The 20,202-nt window shown below is 73.7% G+C and carries 18 protein-coding genes; 11 read left to right on the top strand and 7 right to left on the bottom strand.

Translation table 11 applies throughout. From position 1 onward, the window contains the following. Positions 1 to 14: 14 nt before the first annotated feature. The gene (gene hrpA, locus VHW64_RS05220) at positions 15 to 3,908 is read right to left on the bottom strand and encodes an ATP-dependent RNA helicase HrpA (RefSeq protein WP_329649454.1); all 3,894 of its coding nucleotides are present in this window, start codon (positions 3,906 to 3,908) and stop codon (positions 15 to 17) included. Between the two features lie 136 nt (positions 3,909 to 4,044). On the opposite strand from hrpA, the gene VHW64_RS05215 reads away from it, so the two are divergent. Genes VHW64_RS05215 through VHW64_RS05195 form a run of 5 tightly spaced genes read left to right on the top strand, consistent with a single transcriptional unit; the run spans position 4,045 to position 7,189 of the window. Continuing rightward, positions 4,045 to 4,344, top strand: coding sequence for a hypothetical protein (locus VHW64_RS05215; protein ID WP_329649453.1), 300 nt, complete (start codon positions 4,045 to 4,047; stop codon positions 4,342 to 4,344). A 1-nt stretch (position 4,345) separates the two neighbouring features. Beyond that, positions 4,346 to 5,239, top strand: a complete 894-nt coding sequence (locus VHW64_RS05210; protein ID WP_329649452.1) for an FAD:protein FMN transferase — start codon at positions 4,346 to 4,348, stop codon at positions 5,237 to 5,239. Beyond that, positions 5,236 to 5,811: a ferric reductase gene (locus tag VHW64_RS05205; protein ID WP_329649451.1), complete on the top strand. Its 576-nt coding sequence runs from the start codon at positions 5,236 to 5,238 to the stop codon at positions 5,809 to 5,811. The genes VHW64_RS05210 and VHW64_RS05205 overlap by 4 nt, the downstream gene beginning before the upstream one ends. Next, positions 5,808 to 6,974 carry an NADH-ubiquinone oxidoreductase-F iron-sulfur binding region domain-containing protein gene (locus VHW64_RS05200; RefSeq protein ID WP_329649450.1) on the top strand — a complete coding sequence of 389 codons (1,167 nt, stop codon included), beginning with the start codon at positions 5,808 to 5,810 and terminating at the stop codon, positions 6,972 to 6,974. Before VHW64_RS05205 ends, VHW64_RS05200 begins: the two co-directional genes overlap by 4 nt. Then, positions 6,971 to 7,189, top strand: coding sequence for a ferredoxin (locus VHW64_RS05195; RefSeq protein WP_329649449.1), 219 nt, complete (start codon positions 6,971 to 6,973; stop codon positions 7,187 to 7,189). The genes VHW64_RS05200 and VHW64_RS05195 overlap by 4 nt, the downstream gene beginning before the upstream one ends. 17 nt (positions 7,190 to 7,206) lie before the next feature. On the opposite strand, the gene VHW64_RS05190 is transcribed toward VHW64_RS05195, so the two are convergent. The 3 genes from VHW64_RS05190 to VHW64_RS05180 form a co-directional block, all read right to left on the bottom strand. Beyond that, on the bottom strand, positions 7,207 to 7,971 hold the full coding sequence (locus VHW64_RS05190; RefSeq protein WP_329649448.1) for a hypothetical protein: 765 nt from the start codon (positions 7,969 to 7,971) through the stop codon (positions 7,207 to 7,209). Beyond that, positions 7,968 to 8,459 carry a SigE family RNA polymerase sigma factor gene (locus tag VHW64_RS05185; RefSeq protein WP_329649447.1) on the bottom strand — a complete coding sequence of 164 codons (492 nt, stop codon included), beginning with the start codon at positions 8,457 to 8,459 and terminating at the stop codon, positions 7,968 to 7,970. The genes VHW64_RS05190 and VHW64_RS05185 overlap by 4 nt, the downstream gene beginning before the upstream one ends. Before the next feature lie 84 nt (positions 8,460 to 8,543). Continuing rightward, on the bottom strand, positions 8,544 to 9,071 hold the full coding sequence (locus tag VHW64_RS05180) for a hypothetical protein (RefSeq protein WP_329649446.1): 528 nt from the start codon (positions 9,069 to 9,071) through the stop codon (positions 8,544 to 8,546). 117 nt (positions 9,072 to 9,188) lie between these two features. Between VHW64_RS05180 and VHW64_RS05175 the strand changes: the two genes are divergently transcribed. The 5 genes from VHW64_RS05175 to VHW64_RS05155 all read left to right on the top strand — a co-directional run bounded on the left by VHW64_RS05175 (position 9,189) and on the right by VHW64_RS05155 (position 15,774). Further along, positions 9,189 to 9,899: a response regulator transcription factor gene (locus VHW64_RS05175; protein ID WP_329649445.1), complete on the top strand. Its 711-nt coding sequence runs from the start codon at positions 9,189 to 9,191 to the stop codon at positions 9,897 to 9,899. After that, positions 9,896 to 11,356 (top strand): HAMP domain-containing sensor histidine kinase, encoded by a 1,461-nt coding sequence (locus VHW64_RS05170; protein ID WP_329649444.1) that lies wholly within the window; start codon positions 9,896 to 9,898, stop codon positions 11,354 to 11,356. The genes VHW64_RS05175 and VHW64_RS05170 overlap by 4 nt, the downstream gene beginning before the upstream one ends. 155 nt (positions 11,357 to 11,511) lie before the next feature. Next, positions 11,512 to 13,704, top strand: coding sequence for a glycosyltransferase family 39 protein (locus tag VHW64_RS05165; RefSeq protein ID WP_329649443.1), 2,193 nt, complete (start codon positions 11,512 to 11,514; stop codon positions 13,702 to 13,704). 29 nt (positions 13,705 to 13,733) lie between these two features. Beyond that, positions 13,734 to 15,197 (top strand): NAD(P)/FAD-dependent oxidoreductase, encoded by a 1,464-nt coding sequence (locus VHW64_RS05160; RefSeq protein WP_329649442.1) that lies wholly within the window; start codon positions 13,734 to 13,736, stop codon positions 15,195 to 15,197. A gap of 22 nt (positions 15,198 to 15,219) precedes the next feature. Beyond that, positions 15,220 to 15,774, top strand: coding sequence for a DUF402 domain-containing protein (locus tag VHW64_RS05155; protein ID WP_329649441.1), 555 nt, complete (start codon positions 15,220 to 15,222; stop codon positions 15,772 to 15,774). Between the two features lie 18 nt (positions 15,775 to 15,792). Here the strand turns inward: VHW64_RS05155 and VHW64_RS05150 are convergent, their stop codons facing one another. Genes VHW64_RS05150 through VHW64_RS05140 form a run of 3 tightly spaced genes read right to left on the bottom strand, consistent with a single transcriptional unit; the run spans position 15,793 to position 18,684 of the window. Further along, positions 15,793 to 16,437, bottom strand: a complete 645-nt coding sequence (locus tag VHW64_RS05150; protein ID WP_329649440.1) for a class I SAM-dependent methyltransferase — start codon at positions 16,435 to 16,437, stop codon at positions 15,793 to 15,795. A 50-nt stretch (positions 16,438 to 16,487) separates the two neighbouring features. Next, positions 16,488 to 17,570, bottom strand: coding sequence for a DNA polymerase IV (locus VHW64_RS05145; RefSeq protein ID WP_329649439.1), 1,083 nt, complete (start codon positions 17,568 to 17,570; stop codon positions 16,488 to 16,490). A 13-nt stretch (positions 17,571 to 17,583) separates the two neighbouring features. Beyond that, a complete protein-coding gene (locus VHW64_RS05140; RefSeq protein WP_329649438.1) occupies positions 17,584 to 18,684 on the bottom strand; it encodes an FUSC family protein in 1,101 nt (366 codons plus the stop codon). A 53-nt stretch (positions 18,685 to 18,737) separates the two neighbouring features. Here VHW64_RS05140 and VHW64_RS05135 point away from each other — a divergent pair, with 53 nt between their 5' ends. Further along, on the top strand, positions 18,738 to 20,144 hold the full coding sequence (locus VHW64_RS05135) for a wax ester/triacylglycerol synthase family O-acyltransferase (RefSeq protein ID WP_329649437.1): 1,407 nt from the start codon (positions 18,738 to 18,740) through the stop codon (positions 20,142 to 20,144). The last annotated feature ends 58 nt before the right edge of the window (positions 20,145 to 20,202 follow it).

The following is a 20,202-nucleotide window of genomic DNA, read 5'->3' as shown; positions in this document are numbered from 1 at the left end:
TCGGAGCTCGGCACTCAAGGGGTCAGGAGCTTGCGGATGCGTTGCTCGCTGATCGGACCGTCGGTGCCGAGCTGCTGGGCGAACAGCGAGATGCGGTACTCCTCGAGCATCCAGCGGACGCGGCGCAGGCTCTCGCCGGGCGGGCGACCCGGCTGCAGCGCCGCCAGCTGGTGGAGGTAGGCCTCGTCGAGAGGTCGCACCTGGTCCATCAGCTGCCGGTCGCGGGCGACCTGCTCGTCCAGGCGTCCGCGCCGCCTGCGGATCGCCAGGAGGTACGACGGGAAGCGGCGCAGCCGGTCGGCCCCGGCCTCGGCGAGGAACCCCCGCGGGACCAGCCGCGCGAGCTGCTCGCGCATGTCCTGGAGCGCCGGGAGCGTGACCAGCTCGGCACGACCGCGCAGGATCCGGTCGGTCTCACGCCAGTCCGCGAGGACCCGCAGGACGTCGAGCACGAGCTGGTCGGTCCGCTCGGCCAGGGCCCGGCCGCCCGCCACCAGGAGCACGTCGTACTCCTCGGGCGTGCGGACCGGCGGATGGGCATCGACGACGTCGGTCAGCACCGCCGCGCGTACGTCGTCCAGGAGCTCGGCGACCGTGGGGTACGGCGAGCCCACGAGGCCGAGCCGCTGCGTCGTGTCGAGCCGCTGGGTCGGGTCCCGCTCCGCAGGGAGGGCGAGCAGCAGAAGCCGGCGTACGCCGAGCCGGTGGCGCGCCGCGGCCTCCTCGGCGGACCCGAAGACGCCGAGCCCCACCGTCGAGCCCTCGTCGACCAGCGCGGGGTGGGCGAGGACCTCGTGCCCGGCCCGCCGCTGGAGGATCTCCGGCGGCAGCTCGCCGAAGGTCCATCCGGTCTGGCCGGTCGCGCCGAGGCCGCTGGCTCCCGCCACGGCGGCCAGCGCCGCGTCGAACTGCTCCGCGAGCGGCTCCCTGAGCGCGTCGAGATCCTTGCCGCGGGCCTGCTCCGCGCCCCCGTCGTCCAGCACCCGGTAGGTCGGCTGGAGATGGTCGGGCACCTTGCCCCAGTCCCACGCATCGCGCGAGACGACGACGCCGGTGGTCGACCGGGCCCACCGCTCCAGCGCGTCCAGCAGCGGCTCCTCACCGGCCGGGGTCGCCGCGAGGAACTCTCTGGCCTTGTCGGGCGCCGGGACGAACGAGACGCGGAGGCTCTTCGGCAGGCTCCTGATCAGGCTGGTCACCAGCTCGTGGCGGACGCCGGGCACGTTCCAGGAGAAGTCGTCGGCCGCGACCCGGTTGAGGGTGGCCACCGGCACGTCGATGGTCAGCCCGTCGTCGGCGGCCCCCGGCTCGAAGTGGTAGCTGATCGGGAACGTGAGCCCCTCACCCTGCTGCCAGGTCTCGGGATAGTCGGTCGCCTGCACCTCGTCGGCCGTCTCGTGGGTGAGCATCGCCGGGTCGAAGGTGAGCAGGTCGGGACGACGCTGACGCACGCCCTTCCACCAGGAGTCGAAGTGGGCGCCGCTGACGACCTCGGCGCCGACCCGCGCGTCGTAGAACTCGAAGAGCGTCTCCTCGTCGACCACGATGTCTCGGCGGCGGGCGCGGTGCTCGAGCTCCTCGGCCTCGTCGAGGAGACGCTGGTTCTCGACGAGGAAGCGATGCCGGCTCGACCACTCGCCGTAGACCAGGGCGTGGCGGATGAACAGGTCGCGGCTCAGCTCGCGGTCGACCCGGCCGTACTGCACGAGCCGCTCGGTGACCAGCGGAACGCCGTACAGCGTGACCCGCTCGTAGGCCATCACGGCGGCGCGCTTCGCCGACCAGTGCGGCTCGCTGTAGGTGCGCTTGACCAGGTGCTCACCGAGGCGCTCGGCCCACTCCGGGCTGATCGCGGCGTTCTGCCGCGCCCAGAGGCGACCGGTCTCGACCAGCTCGCCGGCCATGACGTACGCCGGGTTCTTCCCGCGCAGGCCGCTGCCCGGGAAGATCGCGAAACGGGTGCCGCGCGCTCCGAGGTACTCCCGCGGCCCGCGGGGGCCGCGCTGGCCGCGTCGATCTCCAGATGCCTTGCCGGGGGGGCCCGGAGCCCGCTCCTCGAGCACGCCGACGTGCGAGAGCAGTCCGGACAGCAGCGCCTGGTGGATGCCGTCGGCGTCCGGCACCGTCGCGATCCCGCCCTTGCCCAGGTCGACCTTGAGCTCGCGGCACACCTGGCGCAGCTGGGACTCGAAGTCCTGCCACTCCCGGACCCGGAGGTAGTTGAGGTACTCGCGGCGGCACATGCGGCGGAAGGCGCTGCTCGAGAGCTCCCGCTGCTGGGCGCGCAGGTGTCGCCACAGGCTCAGCCAGGACAGGAAGTCCGAGGTCGGGTCCTTGAACCGGGCATGCAGCTGGTCGGCCTGCGGCCGCTCCTCCAACGGCCGCTCGCGGGGGTCCTGCAGCGAGAGTGCCGCGGCGATCACCAGGATCTCGCGGACGCAGCCGAGGCGCTCGGCCTCCAGGATCATCCGACCCAGCCGGGGGTCGATCGGGAGCCGGGCCAGACGGCGTCCCAGACGGGTCAGCCGGCTCCCGCCGGCGACGTCGTCCGGGGTCGGTGTGCTGCCCTTGGCGACCAGGGCCCCCAGCTCCTCGAGCAGCTGGACGCCGGAGGTCACCTGGCGCCGGTCAGGCGGCTCGACGAACGGGAACCGGGCGACGTCGCCCAGACCCAGCGACGACATCTGGAGGATCACCGAGGCGAGGTTGGTGCGCAGGATCTCGGGGTCGGTGAACGGCGGCCGGCCCTCGAAGTCCTCCTCGGAGTAGAGGCGTACGGCGATGCCGGCCTCGACCCGCCCGCACCGCCCGGAGCGCTGGTTGGCCGAGGCCTGGCTGACCGCCTCGATCGGCAGGCGCTGGACCTTGGTCTTCATGGAGTACCGCGAGATGCGCGCCACCCCCGAGTCCACGACGTACCGGATGCCCGGGACGGTGAGCGAGGTCTCGGCGACGTTGGTGGCGAGCACGACGCGTCGCGTGGTCTGCGGGTGCGAGGAGAAGACGCGGTGCTGCTCGGCGGCCGAGAGCCGAGAGAAGAGCGGCACGACCTCGAGGGTGCGGCCCGGATCAGGCCTGACGTCGGCGAGCGCGTCAGCGGTGTCGCGGATCTCGCGCTCGCCGGGCAGGAAGACCAGCACGTCACCGGGCCCCTCCCCCGACAGCTCGCGCACGGCGTCGACGATCGCCTCCGTCTGGTCGCGGACGACGACCTCGCCCTCGTCGTCGACGTCGCCCTCCTCGCCGCGGACCCCGGTCGAGACCAGGGGCCGGTAGCGGATCTCTACCGGGTAGGTGCGCCCCGAGACCTCGATCACCGGCGCGGGGCGGCCGTCGCGCTCGGCGAAGTGACGAGCGAACCGGTCGGGGTCGATCGTCGCCGAGGTGATCACGAGCCGCAGGTCGGGGCGCCGTGGCAGCAGCTGCTTGAGGTAGCCGAGCAGGAAGTCGATGTTGAGGCTCCGCTCGTGCGCCTCGTCGAGGATGATCGTGTCGTAGCGCCGCAGCTGCCGGTCGCGCTGGAGCTCGGCGAGCAGGATGCCGTCGGTCATCACCTTGACCCGGGTCTCCGGCGAGGTGCGGTCGGTGAAGCGGACCTGGTACCCGACCTCGCCCCCGAGCTCGGTCCCCAGCTCCGAGGCGAGCCGCTCCGCCACCGAGCGCGCCGCGATCCGTCGCGGCTGGGTGTGGCCGATCAGGCCGCCGCGTCCTCGGGGGCCCCCACCCTGGCCCCGACCCTGGCCCCGACCCTGGCCCCGGCCGAGCTCGAGGCAGATCTTCGGCAGCTGGGTCGTCTTGCCCGAGCCGGTCTCGCCCGCGACGACGACGACCTGGTGGTCGCGGATCGCGGCGGCGATGTCGTCGCGACGGCCGCTGATCGGCAGCTCGGCCGGGAAGGAGATGTCCACAACGCCGCAGATTCTTCCTCACCGAGGCGACGTTCTCCCACCGAGTTGCGCATCGGCAGGTTGTCGTCAGGCAACCGACACCGGCGACTCACGGCGTTCACAGCATCCACACAGGCGCCGTGGCGAGGGTCGAGGCATGACTCCCATGCAGCGCAGCAGACGGCTCCAGGCCGCTCTCGCCGTCCTCGGCATCGTGGGTGCCCTCGGGACCTCGGCGGCGATCGGCAGAGCCACCCACACCGGGGGCACGGCCTCGGGCACGACCTCGGGGACGTCCTCGGGCACGACCTCCGGCAAGACCTCGGGGACCACCTCCAGGAGAACGTCGGGACACTCCGCGTCGGGCCACTCGTCGCGGCACTCCTCGAGCGGCTCGCGAGCCACCGTGACGGCCCCCAGCGGCACGGCCTCGCAAGCCACGACCCAGGGCTCCTGACGTGGGTACGGCGTGCGACTTCGCGATCTGGAGCACGACCGGGCGGGTCGCGGTCACCGCACCGGCCGCGCTGGGCGCGGTCGTCGAGATCGTCCGCTCCGGCCTGGACGAGGTGGAGCGCGCGTGCTCGCGCTTCCGTCCCGACTCCGAGCTCTCCATGCTGACCCCGGGTCGGTCGCGGCTCTCCCCGATGCTCGCCGACCTGATGGGCACCGCCCTCGACGCGGCCGAGGCGAGCGGGGGGCTGGTGGACCCGACCGTCGGCTCGGCCCTCCGCGAGCTGGGCTACGACCGCAGCATCGAGCTGCTCCCTGCCGACGGTCCGCCGGTGCAGATCTCGAGGTCCGTGCCCGGCTGGCGGCGCGTGCACCTCTACGGCGACCACCTCGAGCTGCCGCGCGACGTCGTCCTCGACCTCGGCGCGACGGCCAAGGCACGGGCCGCCGACCTGCTCGCGCACCGGGCGGCCGACGTCGTGGGCGTCGGGGTGCTGGTCGAGATCGGCGGTGACATCGCCACCGCCGGCGCCACCCCCGACGGCGGCTGGCAGGTGCTCGTCCGCGACACCCCCGACGACCCGGCCTGCCAGGTGACCCTGACCGAGGGGGCGGCGGTCGCGACCTCGTCGACGGTGCGCCGCACCTGGCGGCGGGGTGGCGTGCGGATCCACCATGTCGTCGACCCGCGGACCGCGGCTCCGGCCGCACCGGTGTGGCGCAGCGCCACCGTCGCCGCGCCGACCTGCGTGGAGGCCAACACCGCGTCCACCGCGGCGATCGTGCTCGGCCGCAAGGCGACCGGCTGGCTGGCCGACCGCGGGCTCACCGCCCGGCTCGTCGACCAGCAGCGTCGCGTCGTGCGCGTCGGCGCCTGGCCGAGGGAGGCCGCGGCATGACCGGCGCCGGCTTCGACTCCGCGCTGTGGGCGCTGGGTCGCGGGACCGGCGTGGTCGCGCTGGTGCTGCTGACGACCGCGATCGTCCTGGGCATCCTCGCGCGCTCGGGCCGGAGGGTGCCGCTGCTGGGGAGGTTCGGCACTAGCGACCTCCATCGGACGGCCGCGCTCACCGGTACCGGCCTCGTGCTCACCCACGTGGTCACCCTGCTGCTCGACCCCTACGCCCAGCTGCACCTCGTCGACGTCGTGCTCCCGTTCCTGGGGAGCTACCGGCCGCTGTGGCTCGGTCTCGGGACCCTCTCCGTCGACCTTCTCGGCGTCGTCACGGTGGTGTCGCTACTGCGGCACCGGGTCGGGCCGACGACCTTCAAGGCGGTCCACTGGGTGACGTACGCCCTGTGGCCCTCTGCCCTGCTGCACGCGCTCGGCAGCGGCACCGACGCGGCGACGCCGTGGTTCCGTGCCCTCGCCGTCGCGTGCGTGGCGTCGGTCATGGCCGCGCTCGGCTGGCGCCTCTCCCCGTCGTACTCCGGTCGCGGCTGGGTGCGGCACCCCAGGAGGACGGCATGACCACCTCGCTCACGACGACCCGGCGCCTCCTCGACCCCGCTGAGGCACGAGCCGACCTGACGCGCCCGGCGCTGGACACCCTGCTGACGGAGATCGAGCGCAGTGGCCTGACCGGCCGCGGGGGCGCCGGCTTCCCCACGTCGGCCAAGGTCCGGGCCGTCGCCTCGGGTGCGCGGAGGCCGGTCGTCGTGGGCAACGGCATGGAGGGCGAGCCCCTGAGCTCCAAGGACGCGGTCCTCCTGGCGCACAGCCCCGACCTCGTCCTGGACGGGCTGGAGGTGCTCGCGCGGGCGATGCGGGCCCGGCGTGGTGTGCTCGCGGTCGGCCCGGAGGCAGATCCCGCACCCGCGACAGCCGCTGCTCGAGCCCGCCGGGTCGAGGTGGTGCAGCTCGACGGCGGCTTCGTCTCCGGCCAGGAGACGGCCCTCGTCGGACGGCTGAACGGGCGCCCAGGCCTTCCGCGCGACCCGTTCACCCGGGTCAGCGAGTCCGGCGTGGCCGGGCGGCCGACCCTGGTGCTCAACGTCGAGACGCTCGCGCAGGTCGCGCTCGTCGCCCGGCACGGCGCGGACTGGTTCCGGTCGGCGGGCACCCGCGACGACCCCGGCACCTCCCTGTTCACGATCTCGGGCGCGGTCCAGCGACCCGGCGTCGTCGAGGCCGACCGCGGCACCCGGCTCTGCGACGTCATCGCCCCGGCGTGGCCCGTGCGCCCGGTCGCCGTGCTCGTCGGCGGGTACCACGGCGCCTGGGTGCCGGCCGCGGATCTCGGCGTCGGGCTCACCCGCCGCGACCTCGCGGCGTACGGCGCCGCCGTCGGGGCAGGCGTGCTGCACGTCCTCGGCGAGGGCGGGTGCCCGCTCGCCTTCGCGGCCGACGTCGCCGACTACCTCGCCGGAGAGTCGGCCCGGCAGTGCGGACCCTGCGTCAACGGGCTCCCCCACGTGGCGCGGAACCTTCGCCGGCTCGCCGCCGGGGTGCGCGACCGGTCGCTGCCTGCCGAGATCGCCCGGATGGCCCAGCTGGTCACCGGTCGCGGCGCGTGCGCCCACCCCGACGGCACCCTGCGCTTCGTCGGCTCCACGCTCGAGGTGTTCGCCGGCCACGTGGCAGCCCATCTGGAGGGCTGGTGCCCCACGTCACGGCAGGCGGTGGCGTCGTGACCACCCGCCTGCACGTCGACTGGACGCGGTGCGACGGCCACGGCAGCTGCGCGGAGCTGCTTCCCGAGCTGCTCGACGTCGACGACTTCGGGTTCCCCGTCGCTCGGTCGCGCGAGCGCGACCCCGCCGTGCCGCGCAGGCACGAGGCCGCCGCTTCGCACGCCGTCCGCACCTGCCCGCTGATGGCGTTGCGGACCTACGACGCCCACCCGTGACGGGCGCCGCCGTCGCGCTACCTCAGGTAGGACGGCAGGACGATGCGCCGGTCGGCCGCCGCGGCCAGCAGCTGCCGGGTGGTCAGGTCGAGGGACGACGCGCTGGTGCCGTTGTTGCCGAAGGAGCTGCTCGCGACGAGCGTGACGATAGTGCCGTCGGGGTGCCGAACCGAGACGATCAGGTCGCCCTGGTAGGTGGTCGTCCGCGCGGCGTCGCCGTGGAACGTCGTCGGCGTCACTCGCACGTCGGGGCCGTAGAAGCCCTCGAAGCGGTCCCATGCAGTGCCCGCCACGATCATCAGCTCGCCGCCGTGGTTCCAGTCGAGCTTGGTCCCGAAGCTCCCCGTTCCCCCGAGCTGACCGTTGACCGGTCCGAGCCTCGTGCCGCCCGGGTCGAGGTGCTGGGCCAGGACGTCGCGGTAGGTCTGGAGCACGGTCCGCGTCTCGGGGTCGTTCAGCTGCCGGTTCAGCTGCCGGAGCCGCTGCTTGACCGTGAGCAGCCGGTGCCGGTCGTGATGGCGGGCCCGGGTCTGGTGGTGCTGCTGCGAGTGGACGCCCGCGTCCGGGCCACCGAGGAACGACGGGGCCTGGGAGGAGTCGCGCGCCGGCGAGGAGCCGCCCAGGGCGACGGCCGTGGCCGCCACGGCCGCGACCGAGAGGCCGGCGGCCGAGGCCTGCCACCCGTGGCGACGACGCAGCGCACGCTCGCCGCGGGCGACGTCGGCGGCGACGTCGAGTGGCGGGGTGTCGATGCGGTCGAGCAGGTCGTCGAGGTCGTTCATGGTCTGGGTCCCTCCAGTTGCTGTGGCGCCAGCAGTCCCCGGAGCCGGGAGACGGCGTCGGCGGTCTGGCTCTTGACGGTGCCCGGCGCGATGCCGAGCTCGACAGCGGTCTCCTCCACGGACAGTCCCCACAGGTGTCGCAGGACGACGACGCGTCGCTGTCCCGGGGCGAGCCCGGCCAAGGCCTCGCGCAGGTCGAGCACGGCGTCCTGGTCGACCTGCCGCGACGGCTGGTCGAAGCCCTCGAGGCCGACTCGGTCGCGGCGCCGGCGCACCCGGTCGAGGTTCGCGTTGACCAGCATCGTGCGGACGTAGCCGTCGACCGACTCCATCCGCTGGATGCGCGGCCACGCGACGTACACGCGGGTGAGCACCTGCTGCACGAGATCCTCGGCCTGGTGGGGGTCACCGCACAGCACGAAGGCCGTGCGGAACATCAGCGGACGCCGTGCAGCGACGTACTCACCGAAGCCCGACCGATCCGACATCGCGAGCCCCCCTGAGAAAACCCTTGTCGACAGGTGGAACGACGGCAAGGGCCTCGCGGTTGGGTGCGGGTGCGCAGAGATCGCTCAGCGGCCGCCCTTGCCCGCCCGATGGCTCGGCTTGGCCGGAGCCAGGCTCGGCGGCTGGTCGGGAGCCTGGGTCTGCGTCCCGCCCTGCGGTGGAGTGCCCTGGAGGCGGCGCTGGGGCGTCCCGTCGAAGCGCGGCGAGAGGCCTCCGGAGCCGTAGCCGGAGCCGTTGCGGGTGCCTCGGGGCGTGCTGGGGAGGGCGCCCCGCTGCTGGAACATCCCGGGTCCGCGCAGCATCCGGTTGTCGCCGTTCCCGGTGGCGCGGCCCAGGGCGAAGCCACCGAGTCCGCCCACGATCAGGCAGGCCAACGCCGTCGCGACGACGGCGCGCATGCCCATCACCTGGTCGGCGAACCGCGGGCGCTGCTGCGGCATCATCGCGGGCACCGGCTGCCCGGCGGCGTACGCCGGGTAGCCCGGCGGGTAGGGAAGGGCGTAGGCAGGCTGGCCCGGGCCGGGCGCGGCCGGCGGTACGGGCGGCTCCGGAGTCTCGGCTCCGGGCTCGACGGGACCTGTCTCGTCACTCATGTGGTCCAGTGTGGGCGGCTTTACTGTGCCGCACCTGTGGAACGCGTCAGAGCGGGTCGTGTGCGCCCGACAGGGCTCTCACAGGAAACGCACAGACTCCACGCCCAGACTCGCGGCATGGAGCTCACCCGGACCGACGGCACGCCCCTGCGCGTGCTCGTAGTCGACGACGAGGTCAACATCGCCGAGCTGATCAGCATGGCCCTGCGCTACGAGGGCTTCGACGTCTCGACCGCGCACACCGGCGCGAAGGCCGTGGCGTCGGCGAAGTCGTTCGCACCCGACGCGGTCGTGCTGGACATGATGCTGCCCGACTTCGACGGGCTGGAGGTGCTGCGCCGGATGCGAGCCGGCGATCCCGACGTCCCGGTCGTGTTCCTGACCGCACGCGATGCCGTGGAGGACCGGGTCGCCGGGCTCACCGCGGGTGGCGACGACTACGTCACCAAGCCCTTCTCCCTCGAGGAGCTGGTGGCCCGGCTGCGCGGCCTCATGCGGCGTACCGGGGCGCGCCGGGCGGAGTCGGCGTCCGTCCTCACCGTCGGCGACCTCGAGCTCGACGAGGACAGCCACGAGGTACGCCGCGCCGGGCACGAGATCTTGCTGACCGCGACCGAGTTCGAGCTGCTGCGCTTCCTGATGCGCAACCCGAAGCGCGTGCTGTCCAAGGCGCAGATCCTGGACCGTGTGTGGAACTACGACTTCGGCGGCCAGGCCAACGTCGTCGAGCTCTACATCTCCTACCTGCGCAAGAAGGTCGACGCGGGCCGCGAGCCGATGATCCACACGATGCGCGGCGCCGGCTACGTGCTCAAACCGGTGTCATGAGGCGTGCCTTCGCCTCACTGACGTCGCGCCTGGTCGTGACGACGGTGATGCTGGTGCTCGTCGTCACCCTGCTGATCGGCACGGTCACCACCTTCGCGATGCGCAGCTATCTCACCGGGCAGCTCGACCAGCGGGTCGAGGCCTCCCTGGGCAGCGCCCAGTTCATCGGCGAGCACTGGGACGACCCCCCGGGGGCCACGCCGCCGTACGGGGTCGGCCTGGGTCGCGGCGAGGTCGGCACCCTCCTGGCGTGGCGGCGTGGCGGCGCGGACGGGAACTCCTGGGTGGCCTCCCTCCAGGTCCAGCGCACCAGTGGCAACCAGACCGGTCGCAACCTGCCCTCCATGGGCGACGAGCTGAGCTCGGTCCCGGCCGACGACCAGGCACACACCGTGCACCTGGACTCGCTCGGCTCCTACCGGGTGGTCGTCTCCCCCGACGACCGGTCCGCGGCCGGGCTCCCGACCAAGAGCGTGGACGACGTGGTCTCCACCCTGATCTGGTGGGAGGTGCTGCTGGCGCTCCTCGCGATCGCGAGCGCGGGCGGCGCCGCCACGTACGTCGTACGCCGTCAGCTGCGCCCGCTGCGCGAGGTCGCCTCGACCGCGCACACCGTCGCCGGCCTCCCGCTCGCGGAGGGCGAGATCGCGATCGCACCACGGGTGCCCGAGCACCTCACCGACGCGCGCACCGAGGTCGGCCAGGTCGGCTCCGCGCTGAACACGCTGCTGGTGCACGTCGAGAGCTCGCTGGCGCAGCGTCACCGCAGCGAGCAGCAGGTGCGGCAGTTCGTCGCAGACGCCTCCCACGAGCTCCGCACGCCGTTGACGACCATCGCCGGCTACACCGAGCTGGCCCGCCGTCGTCCCGACGACGCGGGGGCGGTGACGACCGCGCTCGGCAAGGTCGAGGAGGAGTCGGCGCGGATGACCGCGATGGTCGAGGACCTGCTGCTCCTCGCGCGGCTCGACGCCGGCCGGCCGCTGGCGCGCGAGACGGTCGACCTCTCGCGGCTGCTGGTGGAGGCGGTGTCGGACGCCCGCGTCGTGGCGCCGGACCATCGGTGGCGGCTCCAGCTGCCCGCGGAGTCGGTCGAGGTCACCGGCGACGCCGACCGGCTGCACCAGGTCGTGAGCAACCTGCTGGCCAACGCGCGCAAGCACACGCCGGCCGGGACGACCGTGACGGTGACCGGCACGGCGTCCGGCTTCTCGGTGCACGACGACGGTCCGGGCTTCCCGCCCGACCTCGCGGCCACGGCGTTCGAGCGCTTCGTGCGCGGCGACACCTCGCGGACCCGGGCGGCGGTGGCGGACGGCGTCGCTCTGGGCGCGGTCCAGGGCGGCGCCGGCCTCGGCCTCTCCCTCGTCCACGCCATCGTCACCGCCCACGGCGGCTCGGTCACCCTGGTCTCCCACCCCTCCTCCACCACCCTCACCGTCCACCTCCCCAGATAGTCAGTCGCTGGAAAATCTCGGTAGTCCCTGACAGAAACGTCGTCAGCCCGGCGATTTCGCAGCATTTCTGTCAGGGACTATCCGGAAGGCGGTCTCACAGAGGGGGCACAGGGGGGCGAGGGGGGCCTGCCAGTCGGGGTGGTCACCGTGAGGACATGAATTCCGAGACCTCCTCCGCCAGCCCGGGCCTCACCCGGGACGCCCAGCCGCCGGCGTACCGCTCGGACCGCCGGCGAGGTGCCCTGCGTACGACGTTCGGCGGGCGGGCGCCGTCCGTCGAGCACGGTCCGCGAGCGGCCGAGGGCCGCGTCCGGCGGCTCCCCGTGCCTGCCGACCGCGCGGCCCTCGGTCTCCTCCTGGTCGCGACGGCGCTGCTGTACCTCTGGGGCCTCGGCGCCTCCGGCTGGGCCAACTCCTTCTACGCCGCCGCCGCCCAGGCCGGCTCGGAGTCGTGGAAGGCGTTCTTCTTCGGCTCCTCCGACGCCGCCAACAGCATCACCGTCGACAAGACGCCCCTGGCCCTGTGGCCGATGGGCCTGTCGGTCCGCGTGTTCGGGCTGTCGTCGTGGAGCCTCCTGGTCCCGCAGGCGCTCGAGGGCGTCGGCGCCGTGTGGCTGCTGCACGCGACGGTCCGGCGTACGACGGGATCCGCGGTCGCCGCGCTCCTCGCCGGCGCGACGATGGCCCTGACCCCCGTGGCGGTGCTGATGTTCCGCTTCGACAACCCCGACGCGATGCTCGTCCTGTTGCTGGTCGGATCGGCCTACGCCACCCTGCGTGCCGTCGAGGCGTCGACGAGCACGGGCGACCCGCGCGGCCGCCGGGCGGCCCGCTGGCTGGTGCTGGCCGGAGTGCTGGTCGGACTCGCGTTCCTGGCCAAGATGCTCCAGGCGTTCCTGGTCCTGCCCGCCCTGGTCCTGGTGTACGCCGTGTTCGCGGGCGTCGCGTGGCGGCGCCGGCTGATGCACCTCCTGGCGGCGCTCGCCGGCCTGGTCGTCGCGGCAGGCTGGTGGATCGCGATCGTGATGGCCTGGCCCGCGGCGTCGCGCCCCTACATCGGGGGGTCCCAGCACAACTCGATCCTCGAGCTCACCCTCGGCTACAACGGCTTCGGGCGCCTCGACGGCTCCGAGACCGGGTCGGTCGGAGGCGGAGGCGGTGGCTTCGGGGGCGGCGGCAGTCAGTGGGGCGCCACCGGCCTGCTCCGGATGTTCAGCAGCGAGGTCGGCACCCAGGTCGCCTGGCTGCTGCCCGCCGCGCTCGTCCTGGGAGCAGCCGGGCTGTGGTTCGCGCGCGGCCGACGCCTGACACAGGCGGCGCTCGCGCTCTGGCTCGGCTGGCTCGTCGTCACGGGCCTGACCTTCAGCCTGATGGCCGGGATCTTCCACCCCTACTACACCGTGGCGCTGGCACCGGCCATCGGCGCCCTGGTCGGGATCGGCTCGTGGACCCTGTGGCGCCACCGCCGCTCGCTGGTCGCCTCCGGGATCCTCGGGCTCACGGTCGCGATGACCACGGCGCTGGCCACCGAGCTGCTGGCCCGCGACGCGTCGTGGCACCCGTGGCTGCGGTACGCCGTGGCGACCGTCGGGTTCGCGGCGGCCCTGATGATCGTCGCCGTCCGCCACCTGCCGCGCGCCGTGGCCTCCGCCGTGGCCGTGGCCGCGGTCCTCGCCGGCCTGGCCGCCCCCGCGGCGTACTCCCTGGACACGGCCGGCACTGCGCACAGCGGCTCGATCCCCAGCGCCGGGCCGGCCAGCACGGGCGGGTTCGGAGGCTTCGGCGGCGGGCCGGGCGCCGGGCCGGGCCGCGGGCAGGGCGGTGGCTTCGGCGGTACGCCGCCGACGGGCGCGGGCAGCACCGGCACGGGGAGCCGGGCCAGCACCGGCGGCCTGCTCGACGGCAGTACGTCGAGCACGGCCCTGACCGACCTGCTCGAGGCCGACGCGTCGTCGTACACCTGGGTGGCCGCGACCGTGGGGTCCAACAGCGCGGCCGGATACCAGCTGGCGACCCAGAGGCCGGTGATGGCGATCGGCGGGTTCAACGGCAGCGACCCGAGCCCGACCCTGGCGCAGTTCAAGGCCTGGGTGGCGGCCGGGCGGATCCACTACTTCATCGGCGGCGGCGGCACCCTCGGCGGCGGCGCGAGCGGCGCTGGCGGCGCGGGCGGCGCGGGCGGCGCGGGCGGCGCTGGCGGCGCGGGCGGCGCTGGCGGCACTGGCGGTCCCGGCAGCAGCAGCGGCGGCAGCGGTACGGCGTCCCAGATCACCAGCTGGGTGGAGTCGACGTTCACCGCCAAGACCGTCGACGGGGTCACCGTCTACGACCTGTCCACCGGCTCGTGACCGGCTAGGTCGCGGTAGCGTCGGGGCCCATGAGCCTCCCGGAGCGGGTCGACCACCTCATCGTGGGCTCCGGGTTCGCGGGTCTGTGCGCGGCGATCAGGCTGGCCCAGGACGGCGAGGGCGACCTCGCGGTGATCGAGCGAGCCGGTGAGGTCGGCGGCACCTGGCGCGACAACACCTACCCGGGCGCGTGCTGCGACGTCCCCAGCCAGCTCTACTCGTTCTCGTTCGCCCGCAACCCCGAGTGGACGTCGTCGTACTCGCCGCAACCCGAGATCCAGGCCTACCTCCGGCGACTCGCCCGCGAGTACGGCGTGCTCGACAGGACCGTCTTCGACACCGAGCTCGAGCGCGCGGTCTGGGACGACGCCGAGCGTCGCTGGCGGTGTCGGACGACGTCGGGCGAGGTCCTGGCGAAGACGCTGGTCACCGGCACCGGCGGCCTCTCCGAGCCACGCCTGCCCGCGATCGAGGGCATCGAGTCGTTCGCCGGCGCGCTGTTCCACTCCGCGCGCTGGGACCACGACGTCGACCTCGCCGGCAAGCGCGTGGCGGTGATCGGCACCGGTGCCTCCGCGATCCAGATCGTGCCCGAGCTGGCCGAGGTCGCCGGCCACCTCGACGTCTACCAGCGCAGCGCCCCCTGGGTGATCCCGCGCAACGACCGCCGCTACCCCCGGCTCGAGCGGGTCGCCCTGCGCCGTCTGCCGGGACTGGCCCGGGTCTACCGCACCGGCATCTACTGGGCGCACGAGGGCTACGTGCCGGCGTTCACCATGCAGCCACGCCTCGCCGCCCCCGCCCAGAGGGCCGCCCTGGCGAACCTCCGCAAGGCCGTCGCGGACCCCGCGCTGCGTGAGCGGCTCACGCCGCACTTCCGGCTCGGCTGCAAGCGCGTCCTGCGCTCCAACACCTACTACCCCGCCCTCGCCTCGGCGAACGTCGACCTCGTCACCGACCCGATCGCGCGGATCACGCCGGGCTCGGTCGTGACCGCGGACGGCGTCGAGCGCCCCGTCGACGTGGTCGTCGTGGCCACCGGCTTCCTGACCACCGAGCTCCCGATCGCGGAGCGCATCGTCGGTCGCGAGGGCCGCACCCTCGCCCAGGAGTGGGCCGACGGCGGCATGTCGGCGTACAAGGGCACGACGGTGCACGGCTTCCCCAACCTGTTCACCATCGTCGGCCCCAACACCGGCCAGGGGCACACCAGCATGGTGTTCATCATCGAGTCGCAGGTGGCCTACATCCGCGACGCGATCCGCACGATGCGCCGTCGCGGGTACGACGCGGTGGAGCCGCGAGCCGACGTCCAACGACGGTGGAACGCCGCCCTCCAGCGTCGGATGAGGCACACCGTGTGGAACACCGGCGGCTGCTCGTCGTGGTATCTCGACGCGCACGGCCGCAACACCACGCTCTGGCCGAGGTCGACGGTGACGTTCCGGCGAGCGCTGGCGAGGTTCGACCCCGACGCCTACGACGTCGGCTGAGCGAGACGGAGGCGGTTCGGGCGTGGCTTTCGAGGTGGGGCATCCGGTGTGGGTCGCGATGTCGAAGTGGGGGGACCAGCCGCACTGGGAGTACGGCGCGCTGTGGCTCGGCAGTGACGACCAGGGCGACTGGCTCGGGCTCCCGGCGGGGACCCCGATGAGCAGGCCCGGCTACGCCTTGGTCTCCCAGAACGACCAGGTCGCGCTGGTGCCCGCCGCGGACGGGCCCGACGGCGAGCGCGGGTGGTTCGCCGGCTTCCACGGCGAGCCTCGCGACTGGGTCGACGTCTACGTCGACATCACCACCCCGCCGGTGTGGGAGGGCAGCACGGTGCGCGCGGTGGACCTCGACCTCGACGTGATCCGTCGCGTGGACGACTCGGTGTTCGTCGACGACGAGGACGAGTTCGCCGAGCACCGGGTCGCCTTCGGCTATCCCGACGACGTGGTCCGCGCTGCCGCGCAGTCGTGCGACCGCGTGCACGAGGCCGTGACCCGCCGCCTGGCGCCGTACGACGGGAGCCACGGGGCCTGGCTCGCCGCGCTCCGCGACCTGCTGGTCTCGAGACGGTCCTAGTGGCGTGCGCGGGACGGGTCAGCGGACGAAGGTGAACAGGCGGTCCGGAAGCGGGGCCGGCGACGGTGTGGCGAGCCTCGCGACCCCGAGCCGCCAGTGCCCCTGCGCAGGGACGACGTAGGCGGTGGTCTCGAAGCCCTGCGCCTCGAACCGGTCGCGCACCCAGGCGGCCGGGTCGGCGTAGTCGTGACCCGGCTCCGAGCGGAAGCGGTCGCTCCTGCTCCACAGGACGGCGCCGCCCGGGACCAGCATCGAGGCCGCTGCCCGGATCGTCGTCCCGCCGTCCGCGTCGGAGACGTTCCCGAGGACCCCGACCAGCATCAGCACGTCGACCGGGAGCCGGTCGGCGTACGTCGCCGGGTCGGCCGCGTCCGCCGTCCGGACGTCGAGGGTGACCCCGGCCGCCTCGGCCGACCGCCGCGCCGCGCCGGCCAGCTCGGCGTCCAGCTCGACCGCGCAGGCATCGACCCGGCGTCCCGCGCCGGCCAGCGCAGCCAGGACCGGGACCGTGTCACGCGCGTCTCCCGCGCACAGGTTGAGCAGCCGGGGCCGCCCGCGCACCGCCCCGAGCAGGGTCGCGAGCCGGGTCCGGACCTCCGCCAGCCGCTGCGACACCGGCGACTCTGGGTCGTCGTAGTCTCGGTGCCACGCCTGCCAGTCCATGCCCGCCCCTTCTCGACAGCTCGGCTCCCCCCACTGACTCACGACGCAGGTCAGCGCGCGTAGCCCCCCTCAGGCTCGACCATCTCCAGGCGGACGCCGAGCAGGCGCACCGGCCGGTCGTGCTCGACCCGGTCGAGGAGGGAGACCGCGGCGTCCGCGAGGACGGAGAGGTCGTGGGACGGCGCGGGCAGGGTCAGCGACCGGCTGACCGTGACGAAGGGCCGGTAGCGCACCTTGATCCCCACCCGCGCGGCCGGCCGGCCCTCGCGGTCGATGTCCTCGACGACCCGCGCGGTCAGTGCCCGCAGCTCGCCCGGGACGACGTCCCAGGTGAGGTCGGCCTGATAGGTCTCCTCGCGGCCGTGAGCGCGCGGGGTCCACGGCGTGGCGTCGACCGCGCTGGTGTCGGCGCCCCGCCCGAGCCGGTGGTACCACGGGCCCATCGTGGGGCCGATCGCGTCGGCGAGCACCCGCGCATCGCTCTCGGCGAGCTCGCGCACCGTGTGGATGTCGAGCGCTGCCAGCCGCTTGCCGATCTTGGCCCCGATGCCCCACAGGGCGGTGGTGGGCCGGTCGCCCATCACGTCGTACCACTCGACCGCGGTGAGGTAGCCGATCCCCGAGCCGTCGCCCTCGCCGCGCTTGCCGAACGCCGTGGCGATCTTGGCGCGCACCTTGTTGTCGCCGATCCCGACGCCGCAGGTCAGCTCGGTCGCGGCGAGCACGGCCGCGCGGACGTGCTGGGCGAAGCCCCGCGGGTCGCCGAGGTCGCCGTGTCCCGCCCCGGGCCCGAGGAACGCCTCGTCCCAGCCGAGCACCTCCACGACGACCGGTCGGCCACCCCACTCCAGGGAGCGCAAGGTGTCCATCACGCGCGCGGACGCGGCGTCGTACGCCGGTCTGTCGACCGGCAGGAACACCGCGTCGGGAAGCTTGCGCGCGGCGATGCGCAGGGGCATCCCGGAGCCCACGCCGTGCTCGCGGGCGGCGTACGACGCGGTGGCCACCACGCCGCGCTCGGTCGGGTCTCCGCGGCCGCCGACGACCACAGGCTTGCCGGCCAGCTCGGGGCGACGGAGCATCTCGACCGCGGCGATGAACTGGTCGAGGTCGACGTGGAGCACCCAGCTCATCGGGCCGCCCGCCTCAGCGCCGGACGGGTGGGATCGCATCGGTGGCCTCGAGGCTGTCCATTCCCGTCAGCAGCAGCAGGTCGGCGACGATGGCCCGGAGCTGGCTGAGGACGACCTCGGTGGACAGGTCGTCGGTGCGCTCCAGGTCGCTGGTGGCGATGCCAACGGCGACCAGGGCGGGCTGGGCGACCGACGCCATCCGGTTGGCGTCGAGCTCGGTCGCGACGACCTCGACCGCCGCGGACAGCTCCTCGGCCACCAGGGCGTACGACGACGGGATCGGCTGACGCCGGTAGGCAGCCACCGCGCACTGCCGGACGAGCACGCGGGTGCTGCGCAGGGCACGGTCGAGGGGCTCGACCAGCTCGGCCATCTTCCGCAGGCCCGGCGCGTGGCGGATGCGGAACGGCGAGGAGGCCACCACGTCGAGACCCTCGTCCGCGGCGTCCTGGAGCTCGCGGATGAGGTGGTCGGTGGCGCGGGCCTCGGCGAGGAGGTCGATGGCCGGGTCGAGCTCGCCGGCCGTCATCACCTCGGCCGCGGCGTGGAGCAGGTCGCGGATCTTGCGCACCACCTTCGCCGCCTGCTCGCGCGGACGCCGTAGCGGCGCGGCCGGCACGACGGTCGCGGCGGCCAGCGCGACGACACCACCCACGAGCGCGTCGGTCCAGCGGGTGAAGGCGGCCCCGGTGCCCGCGAGCAGGGTGGTGACCACGACCGCCTGGACCGCCGACTGGGTGACGAAGACCTGGCCGCCGTAGAGCAGCACCGCGGCCATCATCTGGAGCCCGACCACCAGCGTGATCTGCCAGGGACCGCTCCCGATCACCTGCACCAGCAGGTCGCCGCCGAACACGCCGAGGGCGACCCCGACCGCGACCTCGGCGACCCGGCGCAGGCGCTGGCCGTACGACGTACCGAGCGAGACGACGGCCGCGACCGGCGCGAAGAACGGGGTCGCGTGACCGAGGACGTGCTGGGCCAGCCACCACGCGGCGCCCGCCGCCACCGCGCACTGGGCAATCGCCCAGCGACGGGTGCGCCAGCGGTCGAGGCGGGTCGCCAGCGAGGTGCGCCCGCGCTCGATCGCGCCCTCCCACGGCTGGGCCTGCATGCCGCGATCCTCGCACGCCCCGCCGACTCACCGGCCGTGCAAGGATCGGCGACATGGTGCAGCCCCTCGACCCGACGGCCGCGGCGTTCCTGCTGGCGGAGAACCGCCGGATGCCGATGCACGTCGGGGGCCTCCAGCTCTTCGAGAAGCCCGAGGGCGCCGGCCGGAACTTCGTGCACGACCTCTACACCCAGTTCCGGGAGTCCGACGACATCGCGCCGTTGTTCCTCAAGCACCCGGTGCGCTCGGTGCGCACCGGCGGGCAGTACGTCTGGCGTGAGGATGACGAGTTCGACATCGAGTACCACGTGCGGCACAGCGCCCTGCCGAAGCCGGGCCGCGTGCGCGAGCTGCTGGAGCTGTGCTCCCGGCTGCACTCCACGCGCCTGGCCATCGAGCGCCCGCTGTGGGAGTGGCACCTCATCGAGGGCCTGCGCGACGGCCGGGTCGCGATGTACGCCAAGCTCCACCACGCGCTGGTCGACGGCGTCTCGGCGATGCGCCTGCTCCAGAGCATCCTGACCAGCGACCCCGACCGCGCCGGCATGCCGGCGCCCTGGGAGAGCAAGCCGACGACGGCCAAGGCACGCGAGGTGCGCGAGGAGGCCGAGCGCTCGCTGTCCGACGTACCCCTCCAGGCGATGCGCGCGGCGCTCGGCATCAGCGCCGAGGCCGCCGGTCTCCCCGGGGCCCTGATCAAGACGCTCTCGAAGTCGCTGCGCAACGAGACGTCGGCGCTCGCGCTCTACGCGCCCCGCACCATCTTGAACCAGCCGATCACCGCCGCGCGTCGCTTCGCCGCGCAGGACTGGCCGCTGGAGCGGCTGCGCGCGGTCGGCAGGGCCACCGGGACGACGCTGAACGACGTGGTGCTGGCGATGTGCAGCGGGGCCATGCGCACCTACCTGCTGGAGCTGGACGCGCTGCCCGACACCACGCTCGTCTCGATGGTCCCGATCGGGCTGCGGGCCAAGGAGTCGCACATCGCCTCCGCCCACGGCGGCAACGCGCTCGGGTCGGTGATGGTCAAGCTCGGCACCGACCTCGTCGACCCCGCCGAGCGGCTGCGCGCCGTCCACGAGTCCATGGTCGACGGCAAGCGAGCCCTGGCGGAGATGACGCCGGTGCAGATCCTGGCGATGAGCGCCCTGGGTCAGGCGCCGGCGATCCTCGGCCCGATGCTGCGGATGGGTGGCGTCGTGAGGCCTCCCTACAACCTGATCATCAGCAACGTGCCCGGCCCGCGCACCACCCAGTACTTCAACGGCATGCGCCTGCTCGGCACCTACCCCCTGTCGATCCCCATCGACGGGATGGCTCTCAACATCACCTGCAACTCCTACGCCGACCAGATGGCCTTCGGTCTGACCGGCTGCCGGCGCACCCTGCCCCACCTCCAGCGGCTGCTGACCCACCTCGACACCGAGCTGACCGCCCTGGAGCACGCCACCGGCGTCTGACCCCCCGCGAGGTGGGAGGAATGGCCCCGCGAGGTGGGAGGAATGGCGCCCCCAAGTG

Source organism: Nocardioides sp. (assembly GCF_036267815.1).
Taxonomy (GTDB): Bacteria; Actinomycetota; Actinomycetes; order Propionibacteriales; family Nocardioidaceae; genus Nocardioides.
Note: the sequence above shows the minus strand (reverse complement) of the source record. Positions and strands in the feature narration are given on the sequence as shown.

Excerpts from the sequence above, each read along its gene's own strand:
- VHW64_RS05165 (WP_329649443.1), top strand. The coding sequence starts at position 11,512 with ATGAATTCCGAGACCTCCTCCGCCAGCCCGGGCCTCACCCGGGACGCC.
- VHW64_RS05140 (WP_329649438.1), bottom strand. The coding sequence starts at position 18,684 with ATGCAGGCCCAGCCGTGGGAGGGCGCGATCGAGCGCGGGCGCACCTCG.
- VHW64_RS05205 (WP_329649451.1), top strand. The coding sequence starts at position 5,236 with ATGACCGGCGCCGGCTTCGACTCCGCGCTGTGGGCGCTGGGTCGCGGG.
- VHW64_RS05190 (WP_329649448.1), bottom strand. The coding sequence starts at position 7,971 with ATGAACGACCTCGACGACCTGCTCGACCGCATCGACACCCCGCCACTC.
- VHW64_RS05135 (WP_329649437.1), top strand. The coding sequence starts at position 18,738 with ATGGTGCAGCCCCTCGACCCGACGGCCGCGGCGTTCCTGCTGGCGGAG.
- VHW64_RS05145 (WP_329649439.1), bottom strand. The coding sequence starts at position 17,570 with ATGAGCTGGGTGCTCCACGTCGACCTCGACCAGTTCATCGCCGCGGTC.
- VHW64_RS05150 (WP_329649440.1), bottom strand. The coding sequence starts at position 16,437 with ATGGACTGGCAGGCGTGGCACCGAGACTACGACGACCCAGAGTCGCCG.
- VHW64_RS05215 (WP_329649453.1), top strand. The coding sequence starts at position 4,045 with ATGACTCCCATGCAGCGCAGCAGACGGCTCCAGGCCGCTCTCGCCGTC.
- VHW64_RS05160 (WP_329649442.1), top strand. The coding sequence starts at position 13,734 with ATGAGCCTCCCGGAGCGGGTCGACCACCTCATCGTGGGCTCCGGGTTC.
- VHW64_RS05180 (WP_329649446.1), bottom strand. The coding sequence starts at position 9,071 with ATGAGTGACGAGACAGGTCCCGTCGAGCCCGGAGCCGAGACTCCGGAG.
- VHW64_RS05170 (WP_329649444.1), top strand. The coding sequence starts at position 9,896 with ATGAGGCGTGCCTTCGCCTCACTGACGTCGCGCCTGGTCGTGACGACG.
- VHW64_RS05175 (WP_329649445.1), top strand. The coding sequence starts at position 9,189 with ATGGAGCTCACCCGGACCGACGGCACGCCCCTGCGCGTGCTCGTAGTC.
- VHW64_RS05200 (WP_329649450.1), top strand. The coding sequence starts at position 5,808 with ATGACCACCTCGCTCACGACGACCCGGCGCCTCCTCGACCCCGCTGAG.
- VHW64_RS05185 (WP_329649447.1), bottom strand. The coding sequence starts at position 8,459 with ATGTCGGATCGGTCGGGCTTCGGTGAGTACGTCGCTGCACGGCGTCCG.